Raw genomic sequence first — 20504 nt, 5'->3', positions numbered from 1 at the left:
CATCCTTACGTTACCGTTACGACCATCGTCGCTGATGTGATAGTCAGGCCAAGCGAGTCTTTCACTGTGCACACATAGCTGCCAGCATCACCCGCTACGCCGTCGAAGTGGATTGTTTTTGCTATCGCCCTGTCTGGGACTGACTTTTTCATTTCCATGGCAAAAATGTTCCCGCCTATATCAGAGCTGATTACATGGACTGGCGGGATGGTTTCATCGGTAATTGGAGCGCTGGCTGGGAAGGCGGCATGGGATGGATTCGAACTTGGTAAATAGCAAATAATGCCGGACGAATCGATAAATAACTAAATGATATGCCATTCTGTTCGCAGGGTTGCAGTGCTTCACAGCATGACTTCCCCACTTACGGCTTACCCGTCAGCAAGATGAGGATCACCTCGTTTCCGCCACGGAATTGATTACAGGTCTGGCCGCTCATCAGTGAAGAGCAATCCAGGCTGAGTTATCTCTGCGATGTGGTCATGCTCTACAGCAAGCACCCGCTTTTCCTTTTTGCGCTCATTCATCAACCGACTTCCGATGGTGCCTTTAAGCTTCGAGCGCGTTTCTTTGATGGCGTATCGGTGTTGCATTTCTTCACCGATTGCCATTCTCCGGCTTAGTTGCTCGGACATCCAATTGAAGGCAGAAATGAAGCTCTCTTTGATGGCTGCAGCCGCTTTGCCAGTGAATCCCATGACAACCATGATCCAACCGTCTTTTGTGAGGCTTTCCATTCGGCGAACCTTGCCCTGCTCATCGATATATTCGGCCGACGCAAAATTGCGTTGGCTAAAATCGTTTGAGCAATCGGCTTTTACTTGGTCAATTTTTCTGAGAACGTCTCCGTGTCGCTTCCCGAAGTACTGGGAAACTTTAAGCGAATTAGTGATTACCTCTCCGTCTTTTGCATGAACCATATTGCGAAAGTCGAAGGCCGGAATAACTGACGGATTATTCATAGCGATTACCTTTTAGAAAGATGAGCCTGCTCGCACAGAAAAGCCGCCCCGAGATGGTCGCCACCATATACGGCAATTCTCAGGCTCAGCTTTCTGAAAGACTCGGGATGATTTGCGCTGCGAGGCGCGATGTTTACTGCGGGTATAAAAAAGCCCGACCGAAGTCAGGCTCTGTTACTTAGGGTGACGAATCACTTGGCGGTGGAGATGGAATCGTATGACCGTTCACATGCCAGGCTGTTTACTCGCCATTCGTCAGCAGTTGTTGCCAGTTGCTGATTTCGTTCGACAGATTTGCTGAGCACGTCGGCAAGCAATATTCCGGAGTTGGCCCTTGTCGCGCTTGCGTTGGCAATTGCGGAAAGCTTGCTGGTTTCACTTGCTGCGAGCTGACGCCGGATGTTTGCGATGGTGAGCTGCAACTTGTCAGCAGCAGACTGAGCGTTAGCAGCATCAAGCCGCGCTTTGTCGAGTTGAGTTTGTGCATCAGCCGTTACCTGGTTGATTTCGTTCTGTCGTCGCTGTTCTTCGGCGCGCGCTTGCTCTTGTCGGCCTGCAAGTTCGAGCAAGTCTTTGCCGTCACGTTCGGCCCACTTGATATTCCAGGCCTGATTAGTATCGAACTGCCCAGACTCGTAGCCGTTGTGATGAACGCCCCATAGCAGAAGGCCAGCCAGCAAAAGTAATGCAATCGGCTTCCAGTTCTCTTTCAGGATTGAGGGGATCATGCCACCACCCCGCCAGCCTCTTTGAACTTGCCGATCAGGTCATCAAGTTTGTGTTCGTGCTGGCCATAACCGGCACCAGGCAGTGAAGCCCAGATGTTTGAGCATTTCTGAATTGCTGCTGCGATGTTTCCGGCATCAATATCAGCCAGGGCTTTGCGCTCTTTAATCTGCTGCAATGCGACCGCATCCTGACTCGCAGGCGAGAAGTCTTCCAGGCTGAGTTGTTTGCGGTATGCATCCCAGTACCGGGAGAGCAGCTGATAGCGACCGGCTGCCGTGGATTTGATACCGAGCCGCGGCAGGTCAACGAGTTTTCGAGGATGGTCGGCGTAACCACTAAACAGCGAGCCGCCAACAATCACGTTGTAGCCATTATCGCTTCCCTTAATGCGGCTTGTGCCTTCCGACCAGGCCAGCATGTCGAGAAAAGCTTTACGGTTGTTGTTGGTTGGCATTTGCCGCTCCGGCTTTATTCAGAAGACGCGATTCCAGCGCTTTAATCAGTGTCGAACCAGACCAGCCCGCTAATCCGCAGATTGCCCCAGTCACTTCCATTGGCCATTTGTAATGCATTGCCGCCAGCATCATTAGAGAGCCGGCGAACAGAGAGATAATTAGCTGCAGCGCTAACATCACCCAGCTAAATCTGGCGCCATTAATGACCCGGTAGGCATAACTGGCCATCGCTCCCAATAACGTCATGAGAGTTGCCAGTAGCAGCGCAAACAGGTCGGGGTTATTTCCAGGCATACGCATATCTCTCACCTCGCTATCGAAAGCAGGTGCTGTTCATGTAGTCGGGAAAGCGCCACAACCAGGTTGCGTTAGAGGGTATTGGTTAGCTGTTTGGCGGGCGCTAAACGTGAAAAAGCCCCGCAAGAAGCGAGGCTTAAATTTTGTGGCGACGTAACTAAGACACACATACGGCACCTTATCTGCTAATAGTGGCTCATTGGCTCAATGCAGTCAACCACTTATTATCAATTTCCTTCACGTTAGCGACACGTTTACGCTCATTCATGGCGGGATACAGCTTTTGGTAGATTAACCACTGTGATGCGGCGAGTATCTGATCAACCTCACGGCGACACGTTACCAGTGATGGTGCGCGGAACCGGTCACCACCCCGGCCTGTAATTTTGCGAGGAATTGCGCACTTGTGGTAGTAAGCTGCAATTGATCGCTTTGATGCCAGGTGGACGTAATAGCTCAGCACAATGCCGAACGCTTTTTTATCAATGCACATGACGGAATCTACGACCTGAGAAATCAACATTCCGTCATCGTCATTGCACATTGGTCTTTCTGGATAACACGATGGTTCTACTGTGGCCATGTACTGAGCGATAACACTGCTCATGCGCTTTTCTAGCCTCCCCGAATACACCCACGCCCCGAATAACTCCATCCAGTTATCCAGCCAATCAAGCTGCTCTTTTGTCAGGTTCAACTCTGTCACTTTCACAGTTTTGCCCTCCGGCGCTGTTTCGCTCTGCGGCGCTCTGCTGCTTTACCGGTTCGGCGAGTGGTGCTGATTGGGTACGAGTAGCAAGGTGTTATTACTGGCACGGTGGCAATCATCGGTGCCTGCCAGCCATGCGACATAAATGCGCCTGCCACACCTAATGCGATGCTTTTTTTCATGCTTCCTCCAGCTCTGTAATGATTACTTCCAGCCTGCCGTCCTTAACCACTTCGCAGCGAATCATGCGCACGTCATCAATCAGGCTGTCGTCAGCAATGACGCCTGCACTGGTGAGTGAGTCGAGAGGTGCCTTGAATAGGTTGTCGAGGTCACGCCGGGCGCGTGTAGGTGGATATGCGAGAATTTTTACTTTGAGTTTGCCAGCCAGGTGGTACTGCTGATTTGCTTCGGTGATTTGTTGAGTTACTGCGGTGGTGTATTCCCTTCCCTTCTCGCTCTTTATCTTTCGGCCCCGGAAAACTGAGAAGAGGTGATTATTGCCGGGCGGCCAGGGTAAGGTTATTCGATACTCGTTCATGCTTTCACCAATCCCTCTTTCAGCCAGATAACCTGAGTTCGTGCCATTCCTTCGAGCGCACACTCTTTCGCGTATTCAGCGTCTACAACGTGCGTACGGCGGTCAATCTCATCGTGACACTGACTGCATGCGATTGTGGCGATAAGGTCAGGAGGTTTGATTCCGGTGCCGCATAAGCCGGGTAATCGGATATGGGCTAAGACTGAGGTTTCTGCGTTGCCGTTACACACCCCAGGAATTCTGACCTGGCATTCACGGCCTCGGGCTGCCTTGCGTAGATTCGCCATCGTGCATTACTCCGTGTGGGTCTGTTTCTACATACGCCTCATGAGCGCATTCGTCGCAAAAATAAGTCTCGCCGCTTAACGGCTTTGTACGCGCTGCGCAATATCCTGCTGCTGCGTTGCACTGGCGTTCGTACTGTGATTTTTCTTGGGCTGAAATAGTCATCTGGGAACCTCAACCTCTGCCCCGGAATCAATAAGCAAGGCGCGGTGTATGCGCTGGAATACCACCTCAAGCTCTCGCCTTGCTGACATGACGACATATTCCCTCCCGGACTCGTTGTAAGTTTCGTACTTGGCTAATTCCTTTTGTGCTTGCGACAGGCTCCACTTAGCCGCTTCAAGCTCATCTTTCACGGTTGATAAGGTCATGCTCTTGTCCTTCTCATGCGATCCCATTTAGCGCGCAGCAGAACGTAAACGTAGTCATACGTTTTCACCTGGCTTTCGGTTGGGATTGGTTTGGGTTTGTTGCGGGAACGTTTGGTGGGTTTGAATATGGACGCATCCATTACTGCGACTATGCTGCTCTTTCGCTGGCGCATTCCCCTCTCCCTGATTGCTGCAATAACTCATATTCGCGGCGGGAATCGTCACTCCACCTGACACTTCGCTCGGAGCCGAACCAGAACATGATTTCGATTAGCTCGGTCATGTTGGCCTTTCGCATCTTGCTGGTACGCACTCCGAGAAGCACAACGCCGCCGTCGATACCAGGGACGCTTCGCTGCTCAAGCTGTTTCGTTTTCAGCCATAGCGCGGTGAATATGTCCTTCCAGTCTTCAGGCTGTAAACGCTGACCATGCCAAAGCACCTGCCGAGAAACGTCCTGTAGCATTGGCCACATACGGTCGTTCTGCGCCTTTGAGCGCTTGGGTTCTTTAACGTGGATTTCGTGCGGTGACTTGTCGTCGATGGGTAGTGCGAGAATGGAGTCTATTGCGTTGTTGCGGATTGCTTCATTTCGAAGCAGGTATGTTTGCTTCACGTTTCACCTCATAGCGGCCTTTTGCCAGTGAGTATCCGATCGTGACGTATCAATCCCTCGCAGCGAAAGCGGTTAGCCATACGGTGGCATTTGCCATTCCATTTGGTTAAACGTGTTCCCTTTTTGGAGTCAAGCCATTGAGAGCGGAAGGAGAGAAAGTTATTTAGGGTGCTGAGTGCGAGAAGCATTCTGGAGTGTTCAAGTGAGTAACGTCTCACGTCAGTCTCCTTTAACGGTTATGCCAGCGGCGCGGATGCCATTCGCAGTCGCATCTTGTGGAAGCCATAAATTTCCGTGTCCGTCATCGTATGGTTCAGGAAGCTCTACGACGATTGCGGCGCGGGACGCTTGCCATGCCGACCACATGTAGTTATAGATTTGGACTGAGTAACCGCCGCCAGGTGTTCTCTGCTTTTTCAAGTATCCCCATGGCAAAGCACCAACCTCTTCAGCCCACGCTTCAAAATCAGCCCTGCTGTCTTCAACCTTCAGTGGTGATGTGGTCATGCGGCCTCCGATTTGCGCTCGAATATTTGCGTTGGCAAATCGCCGAACTTAGCCATCAAACTATTGGTTATCTTTCGTGCCAGCACGTCAAAACCAAAGCCATCAACTGGTTCTTTGGTGATGCCGTTTGATTCCAGCATCGAAAGCGTCATTTCGAATGCAGGCTTGTTTAAGTCATCAGGCAGCCAGAAGTAGAATGCTTCGCCAGACCTGCGTTTTTCTGCACATAACACACCTTGCTCAACCAACTTTCTGATACGGGTCATTGATGCTGAATTGCCGATTGGAAGGTTGATTCTGTTGCTGCGGCGAGCGGTGCAGATATGGGTGGAATAGCGAACGTAAAACTCATCATTCGGCACCAGTCCGCGCTTATTGCCAAAGTAATTGTGAGTTGCAGCATATGGCAGATGCTCTGCAACTGATTTCCAGATTGCGGATAAAAACTCTTCATCGCTAATTTTCATGCCGCACTCTCCGCCAGTTCTTTCAGGTTATCTTCCGTCAGAATCACATCGCGTACTTCCCGGGTTAACGCTGCTTCCATCTTGCCAAGGCAGCCACGAATGCGGGTGATTTCAGACTCGGGGAACAGGCTGAGGCTCATCGTGCGCAATGTCCCTTGCAGGTTGCGGTTGTTCACCTTGCCCGATAATGCTTTGGCACACTTACGCAGAGACTCACCAACCTTTCGGCCTTCAAGTCGTGCAAAGGATCGGCATAGTTCGAGAGTTAAGAGAGTGTCTGGAAATTCGCGGTATTTGCTGGCATGGATGATTTGTAATGCGGTATTCATGATTGAAGTCCTTTCTTCAGGCCAAACTTCGACCGGATTTCTGCCAGCTTATCCAGTGCCTTGTCGTTGCTGACCGGGATGCTCAGTTTCGGTATTTGCACGACCGGTGCCGGTATAGCTTCGCCCGCCTCGATACGCTTCGACATAGCTTTGAGTTCACTGGCGCAGCGCTTGCGCAGTTCCGGCTCTGTTAGGTTCAGAGATCGCATCTGGTTAAACAGCGCGGTCACCATCCAGAAACAGGCTGGCGATTCCCATGGATATGCTTCTGCCGAACTGTAATACCCACGGTCACGGCTGTACTTCATGACCATGCGGTAAAGCTCATCCAGGTCAGGTAAGCCGTTAGCCTTGATAATCCCCTGCTTGCACCATGCGATGAATTGCCCAGGTGAAGGCCAGAATGCCGACTCACTGGCTCGGGCATGCTGCATGCCAGCCGATAGCTGCTCGCGGGTTCTGATACCGTTCTCAGCGAATGCGGCGATCCACTGACGCTTAGCAGCTGCTTCGTCTGCCGGATTGCGAAATACAGTCGATACCGCAGCCGGGAATACTTGCTTCAGGTTCTGAAAAAGCGCGTCTACCAGCTTCTCAGCGTTTTCGTTAACGATGCTCACTGGCTCAGGGTTAGCCCCTGCCATGCTTGCCAGCGCTCCGCCGTCACGGTTGGCGATAATGCTCGTCAGATTTCTCATATGAACTCCTGCCATGCTTCGCGTGTATTCCAGACTTCAGGCTTGGCAGATTCCGCAGCGCGCGTATTTCTACCTGGCTGATTCATCTGAGCCTTGAGTGTGTCCCATTTTTCACGAAGCTTTGCAGGGCTCATGACGTTGGTCTGCCAGAAGTGATCGGCATTCGCCCATTTGAAGACTTCGCATATTTCTTGATGGCTTACCGCGAGAGCGTTTCGCATCAGGCGGATATCGTTTGACCAGGATGACCAGGTTGGCTCCTGCGCTGTAGGTGAGATTATTTGTACTTTCTTGAACATCCATTCCGCAGCCGTCAGGTCATCTGCATTGCCCCACTTGTCACCTTTGGGGCTTTGCACTGCTGCGCCTGGTCTAACTACAGGAAGATTTTTAGGGGGGCTGTCAGAGGATTCGTCAGAATTCTCGGACGTAGTCTTTTTATTACTGTTCTTGTTCTTGTATTGGGTGTCTACCGTTTTCGGGAACCTTTTTCCTGATTCTGGGAAGGATTTTCCCGTTTTCGGGAATTTTCTTCCCGTTTCCGGTTTGTCTAAAACCCATCCAGATAATTCGGTATTTACTCCCACAAGTTTCATCATTCCCTGCTTCTGGCTAAAGATGATTTTCCTCTCTGCTAAAGCCTTGATAGCGTCCGATACGTGGGTATCACTCAGGCCTGTTAGCTCGGCGATCACCGTATTCGTCACCCTGTCCTGTTTCTTATTCCATCCGTAGGTGAGCCAGATCACCGCTTCGAAACATTGCCATTCCCTGCCCGACATTCTGAGGCGCGGTTTAAGCTGCTGTATCTCGTTGGCGACCTTCGTGTACCCGTTGGACAGGTCAGCCATACGACCCCCTGTTTGTTCGGTTTTCTTGGGAAATCTGATTACTTCGGCGGTATTCATTCGGAGTCCTCCACTTCGTAATCAGTGAAATAGCCTTTTGACATGGCAATGAATCGCGCCTCCGTCACCGTGTACGCCTTTCTTCCTGCGCGAATCTTTCCATCAGGCGTAATCATGGTGCAGCTGTAGATGATTCTGCGTTGCCAGTTTCCCGGCATTTCAGCAATGGCTAGCACCTCAAGGATTCGCTTTCCATCAGCATCAGCTGTGTAGAACGCTTGCTCTCCGTACCCGCAGTCAGATGCTTCAAATTTCTTGTGGCAGCCACCAATCCAGCGCTCATCCGTGACTACATCGCCGTTATAGGACTGGTAATCAGTGGTGATAAAGCGGAATGGATAAACGGTTTCGAACTTATCCCCGGCCCGGAGATCGATGTTTACTTGTTTGGTTTGTCCTGGCATAATTACTCCTGTGAATTGATCCAGTCTTTTCGCATCAGGCCTCAAAACTGTTGACGCAGCTTTGGGGCTTTTCTTTTGTCAGAAGCTGCTCTATCCGCAGCAAACTTTTCGCCACTTCTGATTCGGGCGACACCACATCCAGATAAGCCATTGCAAGACTCATCATCTGGAAGAAGCTATGCCGCTGCTTTCCCGATGGTCGTTTCATCCTGCTGACGGCTGCATCGTCCAGTTCAAGCACTTTTGCTAATGCTCCCTGCCCACGTTCGGCTAGCTTGTTCAGTAACTGGCTTTCAATCTCTCTCGCTTTTTTGCGATAGCTTGCAATTTCCATGGTTTAAAATTTCCTTGTTGAATTAGTTAATTGCGTGACATTGCGGTGAGCAAGTCACTTTGGGTTTTCCCTGGTGTTCCGAGGGAGGTCAGATTGATAAAGAGCGGTAAAACTATGCTGCTTGATTAGGGTGTGGGAACAGGCCTGGTAAATCTGGTCGGATTTCGTGGGCCTTAACTTCACCGTTTGTTGCCGTAACCACGCGAACAACCTGTTCCGGGGCTACTTTCGCCTTGTTGTGCAGCCACTTGTAAACTGCTTGCTGTGTAACGCCGCATGCAGAACCAAGTTTTTGCTGTGAACCAACCAAGGCAATGGCGGTTTTAATTGCGTTGTTCATAACAACCTCCATTGTTAATAAACACCAGTATAAAACTATAGTTGTTTATTTTGCAACAACTATGCTCATTTGATTGCAGACAACTGAAGTTGTAGATTAACGATATGAAAAATACTCTCGCCGAAAGGCTGAAGATGTCGCGACTTCAAGCTGGATTATCCCAAAAACTATTGGGTGAAAAGGTTGGTATAAGTCAGGCGGCTATACAGAAATTAGAAAACGGTTCTGCTAAAACCTCGACGAAGTTAATTGAGATCGCCAGGGTGTTAGGCGTGCGTCCAGAATGGCTTTCTGAAGAAAATGGCCCGATGTTTTCCGAATCCTCTATTCCCGCTGAAAGTCAGTGGGGAACGGTAGATGCCTGGGATGGCGATTCCGAACTACCAGATGATGAGGTTGAAGTGCCTTTCTTAAAAGACATTGAGCTGGCTTGTGGTCATGGTCGCTGCGTAAACGATGATTACAATGGCTTTAAATTAAGATTCTCAAAATCAACGCTTAGGCGTGTAGGTGCTCAAAAGGAAAATGTTATTTGCTTCCCTGCTACAGGAAACAGCATGGAGCCAATCATTCCAGATGGCACCACCGTTGCTATTGATATTGGAAACAAGAAGATCATCGACGGTAAGGTGTATGCCATTAATCAGGATGGATGGAAGCGCCTGAAACTACTCCATCGTATCGGCCCTAACAGGGTTAGCATCCGCAGCTACAATAGCTCCGAGTATCCAGACGAAGAAGCCGATCTGGAAGATTTAGAGATCATGGGGCGCATGTTCTGGTCTTCCACCATCTGGTAGTAGAAAAGCAAATCAACATACCCGGCCTGCGAGCCGGGTTTTTTATGCCTGCAATTCACCAATTCCCCCTAATTTTCCACTCCCGCCTTCTACTAATCACCAATGTGGTGATATTTACAAAAATAAATTCACCTTTAAAAACAACCATAAACACCAAAAAACAACCTTAATCATTAAAATAAACAACAATGGTTGTTGACTGTAAAACAACTATAGTTTTAAATTAGCTCCATCAGCAGGACGCTGAAACGCAACAAGGAACTGAGTTGCTGGCTCTTTAATAATTTAGCCCTGTGAATACACAGGCCGAAGCGAGTGCTTCGGGATGAAAGTAGCTCAGAGGTAGAGCGGAGGCCGCCCATGCTTCGCGCCGCTGGTTCGAGTCCAGTCTTTCATCACCAAAGCACTCACTGAGGAATACCCATGAACAGAAATCAGCGCCGTATGGCTGAGTACAACGCCAGAAAAGCAGCTCAGCAGATTGATGCAGGAAATTACGCAGGAAAGATTAACCGGGCATTCGCAAAACTGTCTGGTACTTCCTTGCCAAGAGTTGAGCAAGCTCTTCGCGCTCCAAGCTGGCGTGAGCCTAAAGAAGAGTCAAGCGGTGCTTGTTTGCCACAGGTGGCGCTTTATGCAGCAGGTAATCGCACAGTCCGTAAGGATGCGGTTCACATCATTAAGTGAGGATTAATGAAAATTTACAGCGTTGAGATTTTCAATCTTGGCACTACCGCGATGCATCCATGCCAGCCGGTACCAAAAGGTTGCTTGGGCGTGGTGGTGGATAAATGCCAATTTGACATCTTCCATGAGCTACCTGGTGGCGTGTTTTACTCTGAATGTGACGGACTGCTGAGCATCTATAAGCACTTACCTGGTAGCAGAGATGGATTTGCTGGGCGGGCCATTTCATTGGCAGTTATGGAGCCGTCGATTATTTCAAAACGAATAATGGCTCGCAGAGTGAGAGTGTTTAAAGGTTCGCTATGGTCATCCGCTGAGGCTAACCGAGTGGTAGCAAAGCACCTTGGAACAAGCCTTACCAGTATAGGCGTTAAAGATTCCGGATCAAGATATCAGGTGTATTCAGCTGCCACTGCCACTGATGAATTCATAAGCAGAATATCAAGGGTTGTGGTTCTCGGGGAGCCTGAATGCAGCCCGCTTTTATAGGTCGCCTAGTCGCGGCCTTTTTTATGCAGATTGGAGTGAATGATGAGAGTGACGATTAGCGTCAAATCGAAGAGTGATATCGAGGCTGCGACCGTGGCTCTTAATCACTTCATTCGAGAAAAGAAACCTGATGATGGGACGTCTACAAGCTGGGGAATAGGCATATCTGGCAACCATTATTTCTCGGTTTCTGAAAAGAAAAATGGGAATTACAGCGTGATTCAGTCTGGTTGCAAGGCTACAGGAGAATAGATATGGAGTGCGCATCTTGCGGCGGCCTGGTCATCTGGATGGGTCCATGGTCGAACCTGACGCACGCCGAGTGCCAGGTATGCGGCGCGGTGAATAACCAGATTGTCGACGAACCAGCCGACGATGAAGAGGAAGAATAGATATGGAATTGGTTCAGTTCATCAAGCGCGTTGCTGCTTACTACGACGATTGTAAGCTGGATTTCCCGAGCATAGTCGAGCTAAAGGATGAGTCAGGACTGGAAAAACAGGAGGATACAGTGCATGGAATGCCTTATGTCCTCGTCGAGCAGCATGCGAATTGTGAAGATTGCTATTGGGGATATCTCTACTTCCCCCTGAAGAAACGGAAATATATCAAAGTCCCATTCTGTATGTGACCAGCTTCCGTATCTGCTTTCAGCTTTCCCTGAGAACAGATACTGAAAGCCCTCGTTGTTTCGATTGCCCGCCACCGTGCGGGCTTCTTTTTGCCTGGAGAAAAGTATGCCGAACATTAAGCGCTACGAAATTGATTACGACTGGAAGGCCAATGTCACCGTTGAAATTGACCATGACGTTGTTACCGATGAAGCATTACACGAACTGAACAACTTCTGGAGCAATGCAGAATGGCGCGTTGAGCAGCACGACGGCGTACTTAATGCAGTGCTGAAAATGCTGGCGCGAGAAATCATCTATATCCAGTTTACTGCCGGTTACGGCATTGACGGATTGATTAAACAATTCGATTGGGATTCAGGTAACGGGCAGGAAGGTTGGCCGCCGATGGATGGAAGCCAGGGCATCAAGATTATCGATACCGAAGACTTAGATCTAGATTACGACGACATGTCGATAAAAGAGAAAACAATCCCACAGGCCGCGTGACAGCGGCTTTTTTGTGCCCATCCCTGAGCGTCAACGCTGATGAATGAACACAACCCTAACAGGAGCACACCATGCAACAGCTAGCTATTGCAGGGGCGGCATCGGTTCGCCCTTTTAACGCCATCAAAGATATTGAGTTCGCCCGTTGCAATGTATTAACGAGCGCGGACTTTCGCCAGCCAGATTTAAAAACTCAATTGCAGAAGTTGTTTGATCGCCTCGTAGCCTCGCTGTGTAAACCGGGGCATCCATGAGCCAGAACAATTCACATCGCAACATGACAGACGAACAGTTTGCACGACTCATGAAAGACATGGGCGTACCGGTTAAGTTGCCGGAGCCGCAGAAGGAGGAAATATGAACGCTTATCGCGCTTATGACCGTGAAGAGTATCGCCGTGAAGACGCTGAGGCGCTCAAGGTGCTTGATGAGGAAGAAGAGGCAGAGCTTGCTGACCGGTTCGATAACGAGCTGCCACTCAGCAAGCTTGAAGCAATGATCACCTCATCCCTGAGCGCCGACAAGAAGGCCGTATCTCAGGCATTCATGGATAACGTTGAATTTCAGGATGCAGCCGCGAACTTTCTGCGGATGGCAGCGGAAATCATCGCAACAAACCAGGCGAAAATTAACAGGAGCTTCCAGTGAGCGAATTACGATCGGGGATTTATTACGACCTTTCGAACGAGGACTACCACAAGGATGAGGCGGTGGGCTCCACGACAATCAAGTCGATTAGCGTCAGCCCGGCAAATCTCTATTTCAACCCATTCAAAGGCAGCAAGTCGGCGCAGATCGGAACGGCGATACACGCAGCTCTGCTTGAGCCGGAACTGTTTGAACGGGAGTTCCTGTTAAAGCCAGATATCAGCACCCGAGCATCAAAGGAATACAAAGCGCTGGCGTCTGGTTGCGATCCGGAAAAGATACTCATCGGCAATGAAGTCGACACCATAAGCCGGATGATTGAATCGTCTGGCCTTAATGATGATTTTGCCGATTACATGGCGGCAAATGGGCGCTCAGAAGTTTCAATGTTCGCCACCTGTCCTATTACTGGCATGCGCCTCAAGTGCCGTTTCGACAGACTATCAGATAGCCACCCCTACCCGCTGGATGTGAAAAGTTGCAGGGACGCAACGCAGCGCGGATTCAGCCAGGCATTCGGTCAGTATCACTACCACGTTCAGGCGGCATTTTACTTGTACGTTCTGAAGCTGGTCACCGGGCGCGAGCTTAACCAGTTCTGTTTCTTCGCTATCGAGAACACCGCACCATTCAAAAACTGCATGTACTACATCGGCGAGGACTCTCTTGAGCTCGGCAGAAAGATCATGTTTGAGGCCATGAATAAGCTCGTTGAATGCATGGCTGGCGATACGCCGCAGACGGAAGGCATGGTATTGCCATCAAGCGAAATCAACGTGCCTGGCTATCTGTTTGAAGAAGAATTTGATGAAGAGGTATATCTCTAATGGATCTGTCACAAACAATAATTCCCAAATCTGACCAACTCAACTTTGAGGATGTGCAGACGCAAAGCATAACGGCAGCAATCAAATTAGTTCGTGCCGGAAACAAAGAGCAGCCGGTAATGATTGACCTTGAAGGTTTTGATGGTCGTCCATACAAGCCGTCTAAATCAATGCGGCGCGTTCTGATTGGTGGCTGGGGCAATGACGGGCATTCATGGGTCGGAAAGTCACTGACGCTGATTGGTGACCCTTCCGTTAAGTATGGCGGCGTTGCAGTCGGAGGCATCAAAGTTAAGGCGATGAGTCACGTCGAGGCGGCATTTTCGCTAATGCTCACCACTTCCCGCGGCAAGCGCACCGAGCACCGAGTTGAAAAGCTGAATGTCGTCGATCCGCTTTCGTGGTTCTGCGAGCAGGCAATCGCAGCCACCGACAAGAAGCTCGAGCACTTCTACCAGAAAACGAAAGCTGCATTAACTGGCGATGACGACAAGCTCAAAAAGCTTGATGAAGCATACCAGGCGCGGAAATCAGAACTTGGAAATGAAAGTGGTGAGTAATGAAACACTCAATTTTCTATCGGCGCGGGTGTAATAACTCAGGGATGAAGGAGCGCGTTTGCTGGCGGCTAAGTAAAGGGCCAGCAACCGGATCGGAGCTTGCCGCAATGCTCGGAATGGATTTACCGGCATTCAACCGCTATGCACGTAGCGCCCTGCTTTCTGGCTCTGCTACTGCGGTTATATCAGCGAGTGACTGGGTGAAGCTGGAAGGAAGGAGACTGGACAGGACTTACACACTGGAGAGCATCGGCGGTAACCGGGTAAAACCAACCGCAGGTAAAAGCATTCTGGTTAGCAAAAGGACGCTGTCACACCTTCACCCTGGCATGAAAGAGAAGAACATCGAAGCGGCGAAGCGCCGGGCCAGACTTATCAAAGCTGGCATTTATATCGACGCACTCGGCTGATTCCAGCCACCTACCCCGACTATCAAATCCAAACACAAACCTCATCGCACTAGCGACTAAGGGGATTACCCATGCGAACCAATCAGTATGATCCTGACATCACGCCGGGAGACTTAGCCATACGCCGCAGACAGCGCCCAATGCCATCACGGAATGAGCTGATGAAGCGCTGTAGTTTTCCATCGGTGAACGATAACCGGTTTCTGAATCGTCTTTTGCAAGGGAGTGGGAAATGAGCAAGCCAACTTACGAGGAGTTGCAGACTGCACTAAAGGAGCTTCGCCGCCGCGCTTTCTCTGCGCGTCGAAATTCACATAACTGCGGGCCATTCCAGTACACAGATTTGTGTGAAGAAATTATCGATCTGACAGCACTAATTAAGGAGCCATCGCAATGAGTGACGAAGCTATGAAAATGAAAGTCGCCAAGCAACTGACTATCGCGCTTCAAAACCTTGGCGCACCAATCGAATTGCTGTGCACTGTTGGCAGCTATGGAGATACGCAGACAGATGCAGACATCCTTGATGCGCTTGAGCAGTACAACGAGCGCGGCACCTGCATGGAACAAATTATCGCTCCCGCTTACGAGTGGAAACCAAAGCAATAGGCGGCTCTCATGAACGCAACAGAGAGCAATGCAATACGAGCCACTGCGCGTGCATGCTGGGGAGATGTTGAATCAGCATGGAAGGAAGAAGGCGCAAGGAACGCGCAAGAGCGAAAAGAAATCTATCTCCGCATCCTCAGCAAGTACGAAACGAAATACCACCCAATCTACACCAGGCGGCAACTCATTTACTGGATGGGCGTCGCTAACGGAACTCTGGAGGATCGCCATTGAAACAGCGATTAGACCGCCAAAAGCCGGTTATCGGCATCCATAAGCAGACAGGTGAGCAAGTCTATTTTCCGTCGCCATATTACGCGCCTGGCTTTCATCGCTCAGGCATTAACGAAGCCATCAGTGGTCGCGCTAAGTCACATCGAGGCTACCTGTGGCGATATGCGAATAAACACGAACGCGAGCAATTTGCTCAGCATTGAGGGATGAGAGATGAAAGGTATCGTCTGCGACAAGCACCTTACCGATGAAGTAGTGAATCAAGCGTTTGATGGTACTAACTTCGGGCGCACCGACTTCCGGACTATCCTGGCTGAAACCGTAATGAAGCGTGCCGCTGGTTATCACTCCGGTGGGACGGCTACCTATATCGCCACAGAGCTTGGTCTTTTGAGCTCCAAAAACCAGAGCGCCACAAAGCTTGGTCTGACATTCGCTTTTCACCATTACTACAAGCAGAGCGTGCGTGATGCGATTAACAAGGAATCCAATCATGACTAACCCAGCATACGAAGCCATGCCTTCAATTCTCGATATGTGCTGCGGCTCCCGCATGTTCTGGCTGGATAAGGAGGATGAGCGGGCTGTGTTCATCGACATTCGTAGCGAAGAACATACGCTTTGCGACGATCGGCGCCTAGTCATTCGTCCTGACCTGATTGCCGACTTCCGTTCGTTGCCGTTCGCCAACGATTCTTTCCCGGTCGTTGTGTTCGACCCACCGCATCTTGAGCGCGTCGGTGATACCGCCTGGATGGGTAAGAAGTACGGGAAGTTGAACAAAGAAACGTGGCGCGATGATTTGCGTGCCGGGTTCGCTGAAGCCTTTCGAGTGTTGCGGCCACACGGCGTGCTCATATTCAAATGGAACGAAACCCAAATACCGGTTAGCCAGATTCTGGCGCTTACTCCAGAGAAAGCTATCATCGGGCAGCGCACTGGCAAGAACGACAAGACTCACTGGATTCTGTTTGTGAAGGAGGCCAGCAATGGATAAGGGAATAGAAGCGCTTGAAGGGTATAAATCGTACCTAACACCTGAACTGGAACAACGTATTAGGGCATATGCAGAGCGTCTTAAAATCAATGCCGCTCATTATTTGGAAGTCTCAAAAAAAGACGTTCCATTTTACGATAAAGCACAGGCCCGCGCCCCGTATGACAAAATGCTGCATCCGTCTGACATCGGGCTTTTGTTGGAGTTGTTCAATGCTCAAAACGCAGAGCTGGAGCAGTACCGGAACGCCTCTAAAACGCCTGACGAAATCAGTATTGAAACCGCAACAATCATAGCGTGGGGCTTAGGGTTTGCAGATAGTCCTGGAAAGATTTTCAAAGCGGGATATGACCGATGCCGTGCAGATATTCGCACCGCCGGTGGCACTGTTGAAGGGAGTGAGTGAGATGGATCTTGAGCAATTTGAATTGGATATTCATCGACATTCACTGAATGAAATTTTCGATAAATATCCACACATCGAATTCAAAATTATTCGCGAGCCTACAGATTGCATAAAACTACCAGCCGGAATTTCCTGGGTGTGTGATTGCGGATGCGGTGTGGTGACGCCTGGTTATTTTACAAGAGGCTATTTCTATACCGCTGATGCTTCTGAATCTGTTTTCAATTGCACGATTGAAGTTGGGCTTGCGTCTCCCTGCATTGATAAGTGCGGAGAGCATTACTCTGTAACTGTCTGGACTGATTTACCGGAGGAACTATGACTACCAATCGCATGGGATTAGAGCAGACGCTGAGTGATGAGCGGCTGGAATTATTCATCAGCCAGCCGCTTGATAATGGGCTTACTCGCGGCGAGCAGATGGAGTTGGCGCGTGAGGCGTTGGCGCTACGGAAGGCTAGCAGTGAGCCAGTGGCTGATGTTGTTGCGTGGAACAAGCCAGGCGAAGAAAGAAAGTGTGATATTCGCTGGCGTCGATTCGATGTTGCCCCGGGCCCATTGTTTGAAGCCCCACCACTCCAGCTTGTGCCTACTGGCTGGAAACTGGTTCCAGTTGAGCCAACAGAAAATATGGTAGTTGAAGGGTTTGAATCTGAACCGGACTCATTCTTTAGTAATTCGGATGAATGGGAGGCATACAAAGCTATGAGCGGATGCCAGCAGGCGGCACATAAAGCCAAGTTATGCTGGGCTGCCATGATTGCAGCTGCGCCAAGTGTCACAAATGAACCATAACCACCAAATTACATGCAAATAAGCTCATACGTGAGCCATTACACCCGTAACGGTTTATATATAAGCCATTTCGATTAAATTTCACGATTAAAGACCATATATGACCTGCATCTGAGCAGGTTTTTTTACGCCTGGAGAAAGCCATGAGCGAATTAATTCAACTGGTTCCAAATAAGTGGGTAACCATCGAAGTTCTGATGCAGATAACTGGCCTCACAAAGAACGCCATAAAGATGGCAAGAGAGAAGTCGTGGCTTGAGGGGAAGGAGTATCGCCACTACTCCGGAGACTGCAATCCTTGGGATAACAGCCCGATCATGTATAACCGCCACGAAGTCGATAACTGGGTAGAAAGACAACGCCCGGCGATCCCCCGCAAGAAATCTGCTTAAATACCCTCACCTTTCGACAACGAGGAAGTATGCATGTCCAAATATCCAACTGGCGTGGAGAACCACGGCGGCACGCTGCGGCTGTGGTTTATCTACAAGGGGAAGAGAGTCAGGGAGTCGCTGGGCGTAGAGGATACGCCGAAGAACAGGAAGATAGCCGGGGAATTGCGTACGTCTATCGGGTTCGCAATCAAGACAGGGACCTTTAACTATGCCGCGCAGTTTCCACAGTCGCCGAACCTGAAGAAATTCGGCATCACCGGGCAAGACATTACGCTTGGGGTGATATCAGCGAAGTGGCTTGAGCTAAAGAGGATGGAAATAACTGAGAACGCATTCAGGCGATACAAGTCATTCATCAAGATAACTACGCAGGAGCTTGGGCCGGAGCGGCTTCTTTCATCTATTACACACGAAGATATTCTGACTATGAGGATGGAACTGCTTACCGGGTATCAGGTTAACGGAAAGCATCAGTTGAACCGGTCTGCCAAAAAGGGCCGCACGGTAAGAACGGTAAACGTTTATCTGGCATGCCTGTCTGGAATGATGGAGTTTGCAGTGCATAACGGGTACATCGACAAGAGCCCATTCACAGGTGTTGACCCGTTACGCAAGAGCAGGCCTGAGCCAGACCCGCTGAGCAAAGACGAATATCGAAGACTACTGGATGCGGCACCTGCAGAGCAGATACGTAACTTGTGGGTTCTGGCTGTCAATACCGGGTTACGGCATGGGGAGATAAGCGCACTGGCCTGGGAAGATATCGACACCAGAAACTGGACGATAACGGTCCGTCGCAATCTGGCTATTAAGGACCACTTTACCCCGCCGAAAACTGAGTGCGGTAACCGGACCATAAATCTGACTCTTCCAGCGATTCAGGCGCTAAAAAATCAGATGGTGTATACCCGTATGGGTAAGCAGCACAAAGTAAAAGTTCATCTGCGAGAGTTTGGGAGAACGCGCATAGATGAGTGCACCTTTGTATTTGTGCCAAAGCTTACCGCAAGAAATGGGATCGGGGGAGACTGGTACGCGCCAGGGTCATTTGGTGCAACGTGGAATCTGATGCTGCAGCGCGCCGGTATTCGCCACCGGAAAGCGTACGAGTCGAGACACACATTTGCATGTTGGGCATTAAGCGCGGGGGCCAACCCGAACTTTATCGCCTCGCAAATGGGTCACACTTCTGCGCAGATGGTTTACAACGTTTACGGGAAATGGATGAGTGATAACAACGGCGATCAGATGAGCATTATGAACGCTAATTTTAGTGAAGATGTCCCACAGATGCCCCAGGCAATATCGCAGTAAGACAAAACTCCTTTCAAATCAATACGTCAATCAGCCCACTCAGGTTTGTTCAAGATATGGTCTTGCCAGTCACGAACTTCGGACTCTTTCACCGCGATGTGTCTTACCGAAATACGCTCACCGTGCATTGCGGCTTTAGAGCCGGTCAACAAGGGATGCCATGCGGGTAAATCGTTGCCTTCTGCTAACAGGCGATATGCACAGGTGTGGGGTAACCATTCGAAGGTCGGCAGGTTATCACGCGTAAGCTTGATGCAGTCCGGTTCAAATTCAAAGCGGCGGGCATAGTTTTTACACTGGCACGTTTTGATGTTTAGCTGCTTACAGGCGACGTTGGTGAAATAGATTTCATCCGTGTCTTCATCCATCAACTTATGCAAACAGCACTGGCCGCAGCCGTCGCAGAGAGATTCCCACTCCGCGTCACTCATTTCGTCAAGAGTTTTGCACTGCCAGAACGGCGCTGTAGTCATGATGGTGTCCCGTAATTAAAACAAGCGCACCTTATAAACACTCTGAGCGTGAGATGCAAGTTTTGCCGCCTTTTGCCGCCCGCGGGCGGCAAATTGATTATAGTACGCGGGTTGTCAGGCTGTGGTTTGCAAAGCTCACTTCCAGTTCATCTCCGCTGCTCAACGGCCCTACGCCCTCAGGGGTTCCGGTGAGAATGACATCACCGGCGCGCAAGGTGAAAAATCGGCTCATATAGGCAATTAACGGTACGATCTTGTGGATCATATCGGAGGTACTGCCCTGCTGACGGATTTCACCATTGATTTTTAAAGCAATGGGCACATTTTGTGGATCGCCGCTAAATTCACTCACGGGAATAAAACCCGAGATCGGGCACGAATTATCGAACCCTTTAGCTTTTTCCCACGGTTGGCCTGCTTTTTTCAGTTTGCCCTGTAAATCGCGCAACGTAAGATCAAGTGCCACGCCGTATCCCGCAATGGCCTTGCTTACATGTTCATCCGTTGCTTTTCTTAAAGTTGAACCAATCAGAATCGCGAGTTCCACTTCGTGGTGAACGGAACCCAAATCCTGTGGCAGAACCAAAGGCTGACGAATATCGCACAGCGCACTTTCAGGTTTGACGAATAACACCGGTTCGTCTGGTGTCGCACTGCCCATCTCTTTGATATGTTTTGCGTAGTTACTCCCTACACACACTACTTTGCTGACCGGAAAATCCAGCAGCGCACCCTGCCAATTATGATGCTGATACATGCCTTTCCTCTGCGTCGTTGTGTTAACTGC

Annotated in this window: 42 protein-coding genes and 1 tRNA gene; 21 read left to right on the top strand and 22 right to left on the bottom strand. The window is 50.0% G+C overall.

All coding sequences use genetic code 11. The annotated features are described in order from the left end of the window. Nucleotides 1–5: 5 nt before the first annotated feature. From WBL83_RS09810 to WBL83_RS09715, 20 genes are all read right to left on the bottom strand, one after another. Nucleotides 6–152 (bottom strand): hypothetical protein, encoded by a 147-nt coding sequence (locus WBL83_RS09810; protein WP_424588958.1) that lies wholly within the window; start codon nt 150–152, stop codon nt 6–8. Nucleotides 153–419: 267 nt separating this feature from the next. Next, on the bottom strand, nt 420–962 hold the full coding sequence (locus WBL83_RS09805; protein WP_424588957.1) for a Rha family transcriptional regulator: 543 nt from the start codon (nt 960–962) through the stop codon (nt 420–422). Nucleotides 963–1153: 191 nt separating this feature from the next. After that, nucleotides 1154–1690, bottom strand: coding sequence for a DUF2514 domain-containing protein (locus tag WBL83_RS09800; RefSeq protein ID WP_424588956.1), 537 nt, complete (start codon nt 1688–1690; stop codon nt 1154–1156). After that, the gene (locus WBL83_RS09795; RefSeq protein WP_424588955.1) at nt 1687–2145 is read right to left on the bottom strand and encodes a glycoside hydrolase family 104 protein; all 459 of its coding nucleotides are present in this window, start codon (nt 2143–2145) and stop codon (nt 1687–1689) included. Before WBL83_RS09795 ends, WBL83_RS09800 begins: the two co-directional genes overlap by 4 nt. Continuing rightward, nucleotides 2123–2446 (bottom strand): phage holin family protein, encoded by a 324-nt coding sequence (locus tag WBL83_RS09790; RefSeq protein WP_064558976.1) that lies wholly within the window; start codon nt 2444–2446, stop codon nt 2123–2125. Before WBL83_RS09790 ends, WBL83_RS09795 begins: the two co-directional genes overlap by 23 nt. A 193-nt stretch (nt 2447–2639) precedes the next feature. Then, the gene (locus WBL83_RS09785) at nt 2640–3155 is read right to left on the bottom strand and encodes an antiterminator Q family protein (protein WP_424588954.1); all 516 of its coding nucleotides are present in this window, start codon (nt 3153–3155) and stop codon (nt 2640–2642) included. Continuing rightward, nucleotides 3152–3334, bottom strand: coding sequence for a hypothetical protein (locus WBL83_RS09780; protein ID WP_424588953.1), 183 nt, complete (start codon nt 3332–3334; stop codon nt 3152–3154). The genes WBL83_RS09785 and WBL83_RS09780 overlap by 4 nt, the downstream gene beginning before the upstream one ends. Further along, the gene (locus WBL83_RS09775) at nt 3331–3693 is read right to left on the bottom strand and encodes a RusA family crossover junction endodeoxyribonuclease (protein WP_424588952.1); all 363 of its coding nucleotides are present in this window, start codon (nt 3691–3693) and stop codon (nt 3331–3333) included. The genes WBL83_RS09780 and WBL83_RS09775 overlap by 4 nt, the downstream gene beginning before the upstream one ends. Further along, complete coding sequence (locus tag WBL83_RS09770) at nt 3690–3980, bottom strand: DUF1364 domain-containing protein (protein WP_424588951.1); 291 nt, start codon at nt 3978–3980, stop codon at nt 3690–3692. Before WBL83_RS09770 ends, WBL83_RS09775 begins: the two co-directional genes overlap by 4 nt. 159 nt (nt 3981–4139) lie before the next feature. Next, on the bottom strand, nt 4140–4349 hold the full coding sequence (locus tag WBL83_RS09765) for a hypothetical protein (protein ID WP_256450915.1): 210 nt from the start codon (nt 4347–4349) through the stop codon (nt 4140–4142). Then, entirely contained in the window at nt 4346–4522 is a 177-nt protein-coding gene (locus WBL83_RS09760) for a NinE family protein (RefSeq protein ID WP_074388349.1), read from the bottom strand. Before WBL83_RS09760 ends, WBL83_RS09765 begins: the two co-directional genes overlap by 4 nt. Further along, nucleotides 4498–4965, bottom strand: coding sequence for a recombination protein NinB (locus WBL83_RS09755; protein WP_424588950.1), 468 nt, complete (start codon nt 4963–4965; stop codon nt 4498–4500). The genes WBL83_RS09760 and WBL83_RS09755 overlap by 25 nt, the downstream gene beginning before the upstream one ends. A gap of 219 nt (nt 4966–5184) precedes the next feature. Further along, complete coding sequence (locus WBL83_RS09750) at nt 5185–5472, bottom strand: hypothetical protein (RefSeq protein ID WP_424588949.1); 288 nt, start codon at nt 5470–5472, stop codon at nt 5185–5187. After that, nucleotides 5469–5939 carry a hypothetical protein gene (locus tag WBL83_RS09745; RefSeq protein ID WP_424588948.1) on the bottom strand — a complete coding sequence of 157 codons (471 nt, stop codon included), beginning with the start codon at nt 5937–5939 and terminating at the stop codon, nt 5469–5471. Before WBL83_RS09745 ends, WBL83_RS09750 begins: the two co-directional genes overlap by 4 nt. Further along, nucleotides 5936–6268: a hypothetical protein gene (locus WBL83_RS09740; protein ID WP_424588947.1), complete on the bottom strand. Its 333-nt coding sequence runs from the start codon at nt 6266–6268 to the stop codon at nt 5936–5938. Before WBL83_RS09740 ends, WBL83_RS09745 begins: the two co-directional genes overlap by 4 nt. Continuing rightward, nucleotides 6265–6966: a replication protein P gene (locus WBL83_RS09735; protein WP_424588946.1), complete on the bottom strand. Its 702-nt coding sequence runs from the start codon at nt 6964–6966 to the stop codon at nt 6265–6267. Before WBL83_RS09735 ends, WBL83_RS09740 begins: the two co-directional genes overlap by 4 nt. Further along, complete coding sequence (locus WBL83_RS09730) at nt 6963–7874, bottom strand: replication protein (RefSeq protein ID WP_424588945.1); 912 nt, start codon at nt 7872–7874, stop codon at nt 6963–6965. The genes WBL83_RS09735 and WBL83_RS09730 overlap by 4 nt, the downstream gene beginning before the upstream one ends. Beyond that, nucleotides 7871–8278, bottom strand: coding sequence for a hypothetical protein (locus tag WBL83_RS09725; RefSeq protein WP_424588944.1), 408 nt, complete (start codon nt 8276–8278; stop codon nt 7871–7873). Before WBL83_RS09725 ends, WBL83_RS09730 begins: the two co-directional genes overlap by 4 nt. 34 nt (nt 8279–8312) lie before the next feature. Next, a complete protein-coding gene (locus WBL83_RS09720) occupies nt 8313–8612 on the bottom strand; it encodes a CII family transcriptional regulator (RefSeq protein WP_424588943.1) in 300 nt (99 codons plus the stop codon). A gap of 112 nt (nt 8613–8724) precedes the next feature. Further along, nucleotides 8725–8952 (bottom strand): transcriptional regulator, encoded by a 228-nt coding sequence (locus WBL83_RS09715; RefSeq protein ID WP_410370039.1) that lies wholly within the window; start codon nt 8950–8952, stop codon nt 8725–8727. A gap of 104 nt (nt 8953–9056) precedes the next feature. On the opposite strand from WBL83_RS09715, the gene WBL83_RS09710 reads away from it, so the two are divergent. From WBL83_RS09710 to WBL83_RS09610, 21 genes are all read left to right on the top strand, one after another. Then, nucleotides 9057–9752 (top strand): XRE family transcriptional regulator, encoded by a 696-nt coding sequence (locus tag WBL83_RS09710; protein WP_410370038.1) that lies wholly within the window; start codon nt 9057–9059, stop codon nt 9750–9752. Nucleotides 9753–10076: 324 nt separating this feature from the next. Next, nucleotides 10077–10153 (top strand) — tRNA-Gly (locus WBL83_RS09705). Nucleotides 10154–10175: 22 nt separating this feature from the next. After that, nucleotides 10176–10439 carry a hypothetical protein gene (locus WBL83_RS09700; RefSeq protein WP_424588942.1) on the top strand — a complete coding sequence of 88 codons (264 nt, stop codon included), beginning with the start codon at nt 10176–10178 and terminating at the stop codon, nt 10437–10439. 743 nt (nt 10440–11182) lie between these two features. Further along, on the top strand, nt 11183–11320 hold the full coding sequence (locus WBL83_RS09695; protein ID WP_424588941.1) for a hypothetical protein: 138 nt from the start codon (nt 11183–11185) through the stop codon (nt 11318–11320). Nucleotides 11321–11322: 2 nt separating this feature from the next. Further along, entirely contained in the window at nt 11323–11559 is a 237-nt protein-coding gene (locus WBL83_RS09690; protein ID WP_424588940.1) for a hypothetical protein, read from the top strand. A gap of 106 nt (nt 11560–11665) precedes the next feature. Further along, a complete protein-coding gene (locus WBL83_RS09685; RefSeq protein WP_424588939.1) occupies nt 11666–12049 on the top strand; it encodes a DUF2528 family protein in 384 nt (127 codons plus the stop codon). A gap of 71 nt (nt 12050–12120) precedes the next feature. Next, nucleotides 12121–12303: a hypothetical protein gene (locus tag WBL83_RS09680; protein ID WP_424588938.1), complete on the top strand. Its 183-nt coding sequence runs from the start codon at nt 12121–12123 to the stop codon at nt 12301–12303. Nucleotides 12304–12406: 103 nt separating this feature from the next. Next, nucleotides 12407–12697 (top strand): host-nuclease inhibitor Gam family protein, encoded by a 291-nt coding sequence (locus WBL83_RS09675; RefSeq protein WP_424588937.1) that lies wholly within the window; start codon nt 12407–12409, stop codon nt 12695–12697. Further along, entirely contained in the window at nt 12694–13524 is an 831-nt protein-coding gene (locus tag WBL83_RS09670; protein ID WP_424588936.1) for a PD-(D/E)XK nuclease-like domain-containing protein, read from the top strand. Before WBL83_RS09675 ends, WBL83_RS09670 begins: the two co-directional genes overlap by 4 nt. After that, nucleotides 13524–14084 (top strand): hypothetical protein, encoded by a 561-nt coding sequence (locus WBL83_RS09665; protein WP_424588935.1) that lies wholly within the window; start codon nt 13524–13526, stop codon nt 14082–14084. Before WBL83_RS09670 ends, WBL83_RS09665 begins: the two co-directional genes overlap by 1 nt. Continuing rightward, on the top strand, nt 14084–14494 hold the full coding sequence (locus WBL83_RS09660) for a hypothetical protein (protein WP_424588934.1): 411 nt from the start codon (nt 14084–14086) through the stop codon (nt 14492–14494). The genes WBL83_RS09665 and WBL83_RS09660 overlap by 1 nt, the downstream gene beginning before the upstream one ends. Nucleotides 14495–14565: 71 nt before the next feature. Then, complete coding sequence (locus WBL83_RS09655) at nt 14566–14730, top strand: DUF2737 family protein (RefSeq protein ID WP_424588933.1); 165 nt, start codon at nt 14566–14568, stop codon at nt 14728–14730. Nucleotides 14731–14887: 157 nt separating this feature from the next. Next, nucleotides 14888–15103: a hypothetical protein gene (locus WBL83_RS09650; protein ID WP_424588932.1), complete on the top strand. Its 216-nt coding sequence runs from the start codon at nt 14888–14890 to the stop codon at nt 15101–15103. 230 nt (nt 15104–15333) lie between these two features. Beyond that, on the top strand, nt 15334–15540 hold the full coding sequence (locus WBL83_RS09645; RefSeq protein WP_424588931.1) for a hypothetical protein: 207 nt from the start codon (nt 15334–15336) through the stop codon (nt 15538–15540). Nucleotides 15541–15550: 10 nt separating this feature from the next. Further along, complete coding sequence (locus WBL83_RS09640) at nt 15551–15838, top strand: hypothetical protein (RefSeq protein ID WP_424588930.1); 288 nt, start codon at nt 15551–15553, stop codon at nt 15836–15838. Next, a complete protein-coding gene (locus WBL83_RS09635) occupies nt 15831–16334 on the top strand; it encodes a class I SAM-dependent methyltransferase (RefSeq protein WP_424588929.1) in 504 nt (167 codons plus the stop codon). The genes WBL83_RS09640 and WBL83_RS09635 overlap by 8 nt, the downstream gene beginning before the upstream one ends. Next, on the top strand, nt 16327–16740 hold the full coding sequence (locus WBL83_RS09630; RefSeq protein WP_424588928.1) for a hypothetical protein: 414 nt from the start codon (nt 16327–16329) through the stop codon (nt 16738–16740). Before WBL83_RS09635 ends, WBL83_RS09630 begins: the two co-directional genes overlap by 8 nt. Before the next feature lies 1 nt (nt 16741). Continuing rightward, the gene (locus WBL83_RS09625; protein WP_424588927.1) at nt 16742–17062 is read left to right on the top strand and encodes a hypothetical protein; all 321 of its coding nucleotides are present in this window, start codon (nt 16742–16744) and stop codon (nt 17060–17062) included. Next, on the top strand, nt 17059–17535 hold the full coding sequence (locus tag WBL83_RS09620) for a hypothetical protein (RefSeq protein WP_424588926.1): 477 nt from the start codon (nt 17059–17061) through the stop codon (nt 17533–17535). The genes WBL83_RS09625 and WBL83_RS09620 overlap by 4 nt, the downstream gene beginning before the upstream one ends. 143 nt (nt 17536–17678) lie before the next feature. Further along, entirely contained in the window at nt 17679–17927 is a 249-nt protein-coding gene (gene xisR / locus WBL83_RS09615; RefSeq protein WP_424222752.1) for an excisionase family protein, read from the top strand. A 33-nt stretch (nt 17928–17960) separates the two neighbouring features. Next, the gene (locus tag WBL83_RS09610) at nt 17961–19244 is read left to right on the top strand and encodes an Arm DNA-binding domain-containing protein (protein WP_424588925.1); all 1284 of its coding nucleotides are present in this window, start codon (nt 17961–17963) and stop codon (nt 19242–19244) included. Nucleotides 19245–19270: 26 nt separating this feature from the next. Here WBL83_RS09610 and WBL83_RS09605 read toward each other — a convergent pair whose 3' ends face one another. Both WBL83_RS09605 and WBL83_RS09600 read right to left on the bottom strand, forming a co-directional pair. Continuing rightward, on the bottom strand, nt 19271–19717 hold the full coding sequence (locus WBL83_RS09605) for a YcgN family cysteine cluster protein (protein ID WP_424588924.1): 447 nt from the start codon (nt 19715–19717) through the stop codon (nt 19271–19273). Between the two features lie 97 nt (nt 19718–19814). Further along, nucleotides 19815–20474, bottom strand: a complete 660-nt coding sequence (locus WBL83_RS09600) for a fumarylacetoacetate hydrolase family protein (RefSeq protein ID WP_424588923.1) — start codon at nt 20472–20474, stop codon at nt 19815–19817. Between the last annotated feature and the right edge of the window lie 30 nt (nt 20475–20504).

Origin of the sequence: Buttiauxella sp. (assembly GCF_049686335.1) — a bacterium.
Lineage (GTDB): Bacteria > Pseudomonadota > Gammaproteobacteria > Enterobacterales > Enterobacteriaceae > Buttiauxella.
This window is presented reverse-complemented; position numbering and strand designations above follow the sequence as displayed.

Bases quoted from the DNA above. Each gene is read 5' to 3' on its own strand.
- WBL83_RS09810 (WP_424588958.1), bottom strand. From the start codon at position 152: ATGAAAAAGTCAGTCCCAGACAGGGCGATAGCAAAAACAATCCACTTC.
- WBL83_RS09805 (WP_424588957.1), bottom strand. From the start codon at position 962: ATGAATAATCCGTCAGTTATTCCGGCCTTCGACTTTCGCAATATGGTT.
- WBL83_RS09800 (WP_424588956.1), bottom strand. From the start codon at position 1,690: ATGATCCCCTCAATCCTGAAAGAGAACTGGAAGCCGATTGCATTACTT.
- WBL83_RS09795 (WP_424588955.1), bottom strand. From the start codon at position 2,145: ATGCCAACCAACAACAACCGTAAAGCTTTTCTCGACATGCTGGCCTGG.
- WBL83_RS09790 (WP_064558976.1), bottom strand. From the start codon at position 2,446: ATGCGTATGCCTGGAAATAACCCCGACCTGTTTGCGCTGCTACTGGCA.
- WBL83_RS09780 (WP_424588953.1), bottom strand. From the start codon at position 3,334: ATGAAAAAAAGCATCGCATTAGGTGTGGCAGGCGCATTTATGTCGCAT.
- WBL83_RS09775 (WP_424588952.1), bottom strand. From the start codon at position 3,693: ATGAACGAGTATCGAATAACCTTACCCTGGCCGCCCGGCAATAATCAC.
- WBL83_RS09770 (WP_424588951.1), bottom strand. From the start codon at position 3,980: ATGGCGAATCTACGCAAGGCAGCCCGAGGCCGTGAATGCCAGGTCAGA.
- WBL83_RS09765 (WP_256450915.1), bottom strand. From the start codon at position 4,349: ATGACCTTATCAACCGTGAAAGATGAGCTTGAAGCGGCTAAGTGGAGC.
- WBL83_RS09760 (WP_074388349.1), bottom strand. From the start codon at position 4,522: ATGCGCCAGCGAAAGAGCAGCATAGTCGCAGTAATGGATGCGTCCATA.
- WBL83_RS09750 (WP_424588949.1), bottom strand. From the start codon at position 5,472: ATGACCACATCACCACTGAAGGTTGAAGACAGCAGGGCTGATTTTGAA.
- WBL83_RS09745 (WP_424588948.1), bottom strand. From the start codon at position 5,939: ATGAAAATTAGCGATGAAGAGTTTTTATCCGCAATCTGGAAATCAGTT.
- WBL83_RS09740 (WP_424588947.1), bottom strand. From the start codon at position 6,268: ATGAATACCGCATTACAAATCATCCATGCCAGCAAATACCGCGAATTT.
- WBL83_RS09735 (WP_424588946.1), bottom strand. From the start codon at position 6,966: ATGAGAAATCTGACGAGCATTATCGCCAACCGTGACGGCGGAGCGCTG.
- WBL83_RS09730 (WP_424588945.1), bottom strand. From the start codon at position 7,874: ATGAATACCGCCGAAGTAATCAGATTTCCCAAGAAAACCGAACAAACA.
- WBL83_RS09725 (WP_424588944.1), bottom strand. From the start codon at position 8,278: ATGCCAGGACAAACCAAACAAGTAAACATCGATCTCCGGGCCGGGGAT.
- WBL83_RS09720 (WP_424588943.1), bottom strand. From the start codon at position 8,612: ATGGAAATTGCAAGCTATCGCAAAAAAGCGAGAGAGATTGAAAGCCAG.
- WBL83_RS09715 (WP_410370039.1), bottom strand. From the start codon at position 8,952: ATGAACAACGCAATTAAAACCGCCATTGCCTTGGTTGGTTCACAGCAA.
- WBL83_RS09710 (WP_410370038.1), top strand. From the start codon at position 9,057: ATGAAAAATACTCTCGCCGAAAGGCTGAAGATGTCGCGACTTCAAGCT.
- WBL83_RS09700 (WP_424588942.1), top strand. From the start codon at position 10,176: ATGAACAGAAATCAGCGCCGTATGGCTGAGTACAACGCCAGAAAAGCA.
- WBL83_RS09695 (WP_424588941.1), top strand. From the start codon at position 11,183: ATGGAGTGCGCATCTTGCGGCGGCCTGGTCATCTGGATGGGTCCATGG.
- WBL83_RS09690 (WP_424588940.1), top strand. From the start codon at position 11,323: ATGGAATTGGTTCAGTTCATCAAGCGCGTTGCTGCTTACTACGACGAT.
- WBL83_RS09685 (WP_424588939.1), top strand. From the start codon at position 11,666: ATGCCGAACATTAAGCGCTACGAAATTGATTACGACTGGAAGGCCAAT.
- WBL83_RS09680 (WP_424588938.1), top strand. From the start codon at position 12,121: ATGCAACAGCTAGCTATTGCAGGGGCGGCATCGGTTCGCCCTTTTAAC.
- WBL83_RS09675 (WP_424588937.1), top strand. From the start codon at position 12,407: ATGAACGCTTATCGCGCTTATGACCGTGAAGAGTATCGCCGTGAAGAC.
- WBL83_RS09665 (WP_424588935.1), top strand. From the start codon at position 13,524: ATGGATCTGTCACAAACAATAATTCCCAAATCTGACCAACTCAACTTT.
- WBL83_RS09660 (WP_424588934.1), top strand. From the start codon at position 14,084: ATGAAACACTCAATTTTCTATCGGCGCGGGTGTAATAACTCAGGGATG.
- WBL83_RS09655 (WP_424588933.1), top strand. From the start codon at position 14,566: ATGCGAACCAATCAGTATGATCCTGACATCACGCCGGGAGACTTAGCC.
- WBL83_RS09650 (WP_424588932.1), top strand. From the start codon at position 14,888: ATGAGTGACGAAGCTATGAAAATGAAAGTCGCCAAGCAACTGACTATC.
- WBL83_RS09640 (WP_424588930.1), top strand. From the start codon at position 15,551: ATGAAAGGTATCGTCTGCGACAAGCACCTTACCGATGAAGTAGTGAAT.
- WBL83_RS09635 (WP_424588929.1), top strand. From the start codon at position 15,831: ATGACTAACCCAGCATACGAAGCCATGCCTTCAATTCTCGATATGTGC.
- WBL83_RS09630 (WP_424588928.1), top strand. From the start codon at position 16,327: ATGGATAAGGGAATAGAAGCGCTTGAAGGGTATAAATCGTACCTAACA.
- WBL83_RS09625 (WP_424588927.1), top strand. From the start codon at position 16,742: ATGGATCTTGAGCAATTTGAATTGGATATTCATCGACATTCACTGAAT.
- WBL83_RS09620 (WP_424588926.1), top strand. From the start codon at position 17,059: ATGACTACCAATCGCATGGGATTAGAGCAGACGCTGAGTGATGAGCGG.
- xisR (WP_424222752.1), top strand. From the start codon at position 17,679: ATGAGCGAATTAATTCAACTGGTTCCAAATAAGTGGGTAACCATCGAA.
- WBL83_RS09610 (WP_424588925.1), top strand. From the start codon at position 17,961: ATGTCCAAATATCCAACTGGCGTGGAGAACCACGGCGGCACGCTGCGG.
- WBL83_RS09605 (WP_424588924.1), bottom strand. From the start codon at position 19,717: ATGACTACAGCGCCGTTCTGGCAGTGCAAAACTCTTGACGAAATGAGT.
- WBL83_RS09600 (WP_424588923.1), bottom strand. From the start codon at position 20,474: ATGTATCAGCATCATAATTGGCAGGGTGCGCTGCTGGATTTTCCGGTC.